The 5,693-nt window shown below is 67.2% G+C and carries 4 protein-coding genes; 2 read left to right on the forward strand and 2 right to left on the reverse strand.

Annotation, left to right across the window (positions count from 1 at the left end):
- Both FJY88_11400 and FJY88_11405 read left to right on the forward strand, forming a co-directional pair.
- Positions 1–2,165: hypothetical protein (locus tag FJY88_11400; GenBank protein MBM3287937.1), on the forward strand; the 2,165-nt coding region annotated here is incomplete at its 5' end.
- A gap of 23 nt (positions 2,166–2,188) precedes the next feature.
- Positions 2,189–4,096 (forward strand): ABC-F family ATP-binding cassette domain-containing protein, encoded by a 1,908-nt coding sequence (locus FJY88_11405; protein ID MBM3287938.1) that lies wholly within the window; start codon positions 2,189–2,191, stop codon positions 4,094–4,096.
- 80 nt (positions 4,097–4,176) lie between these two features.
- Here the strand turns inward: FJY88_11405 and FJY88_11410 are convergent, their stop codons facing one another.
- Both FJY88_11410 and FJY88_11415 read right to left on the reverse strand, forming a co-directional pair.
- Positions 4,177–4,923 (reverse strand): nucleotidyltransferase family protein, encoded by a 747-nt coding sequence (locus tag FJY88_11410; GenBank protein MBM3287939.1) that lies wholly within the window; start codon positions 4,921–4,923, stop codon positions 4,177–4,179.
- 152 nt (positions 4,924–5,075) lie between these two features.
- Positions 5,076–5,693, reverse strand: a 618-nt coding sequence (locus tag FJY88_11415; protein ID MBM3287940.1) for an adenosine deaminase, incomplete at its 5' end; no start/stop codon positions are given.

The raw sequence follows: 5,693 nt of genomic DNA on the forward strand, positions 1-5,693 counted from the left end.
GCGCGGGGCGCGCCGCAGGCGCCGACAGTCGCGATCGCGCCCTCACGGATCGCGACCTCGCTCCGCTCCGGGAGCGCGGCATTCCGATCCGCCAGCGCTCGCGTTGGTTTCGCGCCGTCTCTGCAGTCCTCACCGAGACTCAAGCGGCGGAGCTTCGCGCCGACCCGCGAGTTCTTTCCGTGCGCCCGGTTGCGCGGCTCAAGCGAGACCGCGATGGCGAGGCCGGAGACGAGAGCGAGGCTGGGTCGGGTCGGGCCGCCGCGCGGCGGGATCCACGGACGACCGATCCGCGGGCTTTGACGGGCGCCGACTACGGCGCCGCATGGGAGCAGCTCGAGGCGCTCGGCGTCCCCGAGATGCACAAGCTCGGCTACAGCGGCCGCGGCGTCCTGGTCGCCCTCTTCGACACCGGCTTCTACAAGACCCACTCCTCTCTGTCGGAACTCGATCTCGTCGCCGAGCGCGACTTCCTCTGCGGGGACGGGAACGTCCAGCACACCGAGGGGGATGAGTGCGGGACCCGCAACGCCGACAACCACGGGACCTACGCCTGGTCGGCCCTGGGCGGTTTCGCGCCCGGGATCCACATCGGAGCGGCCTACCGAGCCTCCTTCGCCCTCGCGCGGACCGAAGATGTTGACCGCGAGGTCCATCTGGAAGAGGACCACTACATCGCCGCCCTCGAGTGGGCCGACAGCCTGGGCGCCGACATCGTCTCCACATCGCTCGGCTATCGCGTCTTCGATGACGGCACCTATACGCCCGAGCAGCTCGACGGGGCGACGATCCCGATCTCGATCGCCGCCTCGATCGCCGTCGAGCGCGGGATCCTGGTCGTCACCGCGATGGGCAACTCGGGCGCGGGGACCTCGACGCTGATCGCTCCGGCCGATGGAATCGGCGTCGCGGCGATCGGCGCCACCGACTTCGCAGGCAACGTCGCTTCGTTCAGCAGCAGGGGCCCCACCGGAGACGGAAGGACCAAACCCGACCTCCTCGCCCACGGGGTCTACACGAGCTGCGCGACCGCCTCGACGCCGCAGGCTTTCAGCCGGGTGGGGGGAACATCCCTCGCGACCCCGCTTGTCGCGGGACTGGCCGCGCTCCTGCTCGAGGCGCATCCCGACTGGGATCCCGAGACTCTCCTCGCCGCTCTCCGCGCGGCCGGCGATCGCGCCGCGTCCATCTCGAACACGCACGGGTGGGGGGTTCCCGATGGGGTCGCCGCGCACGGCGCGGGAGGGGCCCGCCTGCGAATCGCCGGGGCGCGATGGAGCGATGCGACGGGCGAGGAGGTCTTTCCAGACTGGGGAGATTCCGCCCGGATCGCCGTGCGGATCCGTAACGACGGGAGCGCCTCCTCTCCGGAGGGATCGATCCGCATGAGCGACCCGACCTCTCTCTTGGTCTTCCCAGACACATCGGCCTTCGCCCTCGCGCGCCTCGCCCCCGGAGAGAGCGATTCCCTTGTGATCCCCGTCATGATCCCGGACGGATCGGGCTTCGCGCTGTCCCATCTCTTCCTCTCGATCCGCACGGGGGAGAAGACGGTCGTGCGGAAGGCCCGCCTGCCTATCACTTCCCCCTACGCGCTGAGGCGCTTCGACGCGGAGATCGACGCTGCGGGAGCGGTCCGGATCGAGTGGAAAGTCGATCCGGGCGCGGAGATTCCCCCGGGGACGTCGTTCAGCTACCGGATCCTCCGCGAGGGCGAGGATGGCATCCGCGTACCGATCCATGACGCCGCCCTCGACTGGTGGGTGGACGAGATCGCGGACCGGCCCCCGGGGGAGGGGAGGTTCCTTTACTTCCTCGAAGTGATCTTCGCCGCCGGCCTCTATGTCCGGCAGGAAGGGCCGAGGACGATCGAGATCGGGACTCCGGTGGAGACCGCCCTCGAGCAACCCTTCCCGAATCCGATCCTCCTCCGGCAGGGGCGCACGCTCGCCATCCCCGTTGCGTGGGCCCGGGAGGGAACCCCGGCCGTGGGCATCTACGATCCTCTCGGTCGAAGGATCCGGACACTGCGAGGCGACGATCCGGGACCCGGCTACTCCTTGATCCGGTGGGACATGAAGGACGACCGGAATCGCGCGGTTCCCGCAGGCGTCTATCAGATCCGGCTGCCGGGCGGGAAGAGCGCCCGCGCGGTCGTCGTCCGCTAGGGCCGGCCGGCGGGGCGCCCGAGATGCTGCGACTCGAGAAGGCGAGCAAGTCCTTCGGCGGGCAGGTCCTCTTCGAGGAGGTCGACTGGTTTCTCGGCGATCGCGACCGCGTCGGCCTGATCGGACGCAACGGGACGGGGAAGTCGACTCTGCTGAGGATGCTCGCGAGGATCGAATCGCCCGATGCGGGGGCGCTCCATGCCCCGCGACTGCAGAGCGTGGGCCTGTTGCCCCAGTTCGGATTCGAGAGCGGCCCGGGAACCGTCAGCGAGGAGTCGCGGCGCGTCTTCGACGACCTCCTCTCGCTGCGCGCCGAGCGCGAACGGATCGAGGCGCGCCTTGCGGGTGACGACCTCGACCCGGCGGAGGCGGAGTCCCTCCTCGCCCGGCACACCGATCTGGAGGAGCGATTCGGCAACGCCGGCGGATACGAGATCGAGAGGAGGGTGCATCAAGTCCTCACCGGCCTCGGATTCTCGGAGGCCGACTTCGGCAGGCCGGTTCGATCCCTCTCTGGCGGATGGCAGATGCGCGTCGCCCTGGCCAGGCTCCTTCTGCAGAACAACAGCGTGCTCCTTCTCGATGAGCCGACCAATCACCTGGACATCGAGGCGCGCGTCTGGCTGGAGGGATTCCTTGCCGAGTCGCCGAACGCCCTTGTCATCGTGTCCCACGACCGTCACTTCCTAGATCGAACGGTCGGCAGAGTCACGGAGATCATGGGTCGAAAGCTGATCGACTATGCGGGGAACTACTCCAGCTACGTCGAGCAACGGCAGGTCCGATACGAGATGGCCTTGAAGGCGTACGAGAGGCAGCAGGAGGAGATCGCCCGCATCACCCGCTTCATCGATCGCTTCCGCGCGAAGAACACGAAGGCCCCGCAGGTGCAGAGCCGGATCAGGATGCTCGAGAAGATGGAACGGCTCGAGCCTCCGAACCCTCCCTCGCGGGCGATCCGGTTCCGCTTCCCGCAGCCCGAGTCCTCCGGAAGAATCGTCATGCGGCTTCGGGATGTCGCGAAGCGCTACGGCGATCTCGCCGTCTTCCGCGGAGCCGACCTCGATCTGGAGCGCGGCGAGAAGATCGCCCTGGTCGGTCCCAACGGCGCGGGAAAGTCGACGCTCATGCGGATCCTGGCGGGCGAGGAGGATCTGCAGCAGGGTTCGCGGGAGGTCGGCTTCCGCGTCCTGATCGAGTCGTTCGCGCAGGATCAGGCCGACCGGCTGCCGGAGGACAGGACGCTCCTGGCGGAGGCGACGGATCGCGCTCCCGTGGCGCTGGTCCCGGCCGTGCGCAATCTGCTCGGCGCCTTCCTCTTTCGCGGGGATGACGTGGACAAGCCTCTCCGGGTCCTCTCCGGCGGGGAGAGGAACAGATTCGCCTTGATGCTGATGCTCCTTCGCCCCGCGAATCTCCTGCTGCTCGATGAGCCGACGAACCACCTGGACATCGAAGCGCAGGAGGTCCTGCTCGCGGCCCTGAACGACTTCACGGGAACCGTCGTCTTCGTGTCGCACGACCACCACTTCATCGAGAGGCTCGCGACACGGATCGTCGAGGTGGGCGGCGGATCTCTCCGAAGCTTCCCCGGAGACTACGAGTCGTACCTCTGGAGGAAGAAGCAGGAAGAGGAGCAATCAGGGCCGGGGATCGCCGTCGATGGGGGACAGGAGCCGGAGGATGCCCCCTCAAGGGAGGACCGGCGCGGCGAGAAAAGGGTCGAGCCGCGCCGCGGGCGGATGATCGTTCGGATAGAGGATGAGATCGCCTCGCTCGAAGAGCGCAAGGCGAAGCTCGAGGATCTCATGGGCCTGGAGGGGTTCTTCAGGGATCCGGACCGCTCCCGCTTCTACATCGAGGAGCACAGGAATCTGCTCTCGGATCTCGAGCGTCTCTACAAGGAGTGGCACGACCTCGCTGAGGAGTGACGCCGCCGAACGGAAGGTTTCACGCCCCCGCTCATCCCGCCTTGGTCAGGCTGTCCGGGAAGTCGGCCCGTACGGGCCGGTCACGCGCTCGTCGGATCAGTCGCGCTCGGGGGGGCTTCCGCCGCGCTCTCGACCTCCTCGGCCGCGCTCTCCGACTCCTCCGCCGCAGGTTGTGGCTCTTCCGCGGGGGGCGGGGAGATCTCGGGGATCGGCAGGCCGGCCATCGTGAGCAGAGCGTGGTAGTCGTCCATATCCTCGATCGAGCGGGCCACCGCCGTGTAGCCGGTCGGGTGGTCGAGGATCTCGTCGCCGTGGCGCTTGATGACGTCCCAGAGGTCTTCCTTCTCCGAGAGCGATGACAGCTCCTCGATGAACGGCTTCGTGAAGAAGGCCGGAAGGCCGAGCGCGCCCTGGCAGACGGGGACGAGTATCGGCTTGCCTCCCGAGCGATGCGCCTCGAGGAACTCCCGGAGAAGCTCCGATGTCAGGAGCGGCTGGTCGACGAGCCCCACGGCGATGGAGCCGATCTGAGACCCGATCTCGCGCAATCCCGCCCGCAGGTAGGAGCCGACCCCCTCGTCGAAGAGCGGATTCCGCACGAGCCGGACCTTCGCCGGCAACGGCTCGATCTGGCCCGCGATCGCATCGGCCTTGTAGCCGAGCACGAGGATCACTTCGTCGAATCCCGCGTCGAGGTAGGCCTGCATCGTCCGGCCGACGACCGTCGTCTCCCCGAAGGGGAGGATATGCTTGGGAACCCTCAGGTGACGGCTCTCGGGGCGCCCCACAAGGAGGGCGCAGATCGGACCTTCAGTCTTGCTCATCATAGAACTCCTGCTCTCAACCGGTGAGTCCTGACACGCCGAGGGGCGGCAGGGTTGGACCTCCACGCGGAGCGAATGCTCAGTTTATGGCTCCGGCGGGGCCGGGGCAACGGTCGATTTTGGCGGGGCGAAGGGTACGGTCGGGGTCTATTGATCTACAGGAACGTCTGTCTCCGCCTGTACTCGCCCGGGAAGTAGGCCTCGAAGAGCTCGTCCATCTCGGAGATCGCGGCCCGCAGCATCGTCCTCTTCCGCTCGAGGGGGAGAAAGGCGCTCTTGAAGCCGTTGATCAGGATCTTCTTCAGCTCGACGATCGAGATGTCGAAGGTCTCGCACGCGAGCGCGATCTCCTTGGTCATGGTGGTCCTCGAGATCAGCCGGTTGTCGGTGTTGAGCGTGACGCGCAGCCCCTTGTCCATGTACTCCCGGAAGGGGTGTTTCTCGGGCGAGGAGATCGAGCCGGTGTGGAGATTGCTCGTGATGCACATCTCGAGGGCGATCCTGTGATCGTTGACATACTCGAGCAGATCGGGATCCTCGCGCAGGCTCGTTCCGTGACCGATCCTGTGCGCGCCGCAGTAGTGGATCGCCTGATGGATCGACGGCGCGCCGAAGTCCTCCCCCGCGTGGACGGTCACGTTGATGTTGTTGTTGAGGATCTCGTAGAACGCCTTCACATGGTCCTTGGCCGGGTAGTCCTTCTCGGCTCCCGCCAGATCGAAGCCGACGACCCCCTTCTTCCTGTAAGAGACGGCGAAGCGCGCGAGCTCCAG

It is taken from the genome of Candidatus Eisenbacteria bacterium (assembly GCA_016867495.1).
GTDB lineage: Bacteria > Eisenbacteria > RBG-16-71-46 > CAIMUX01 > VGJL01 > VGJL01.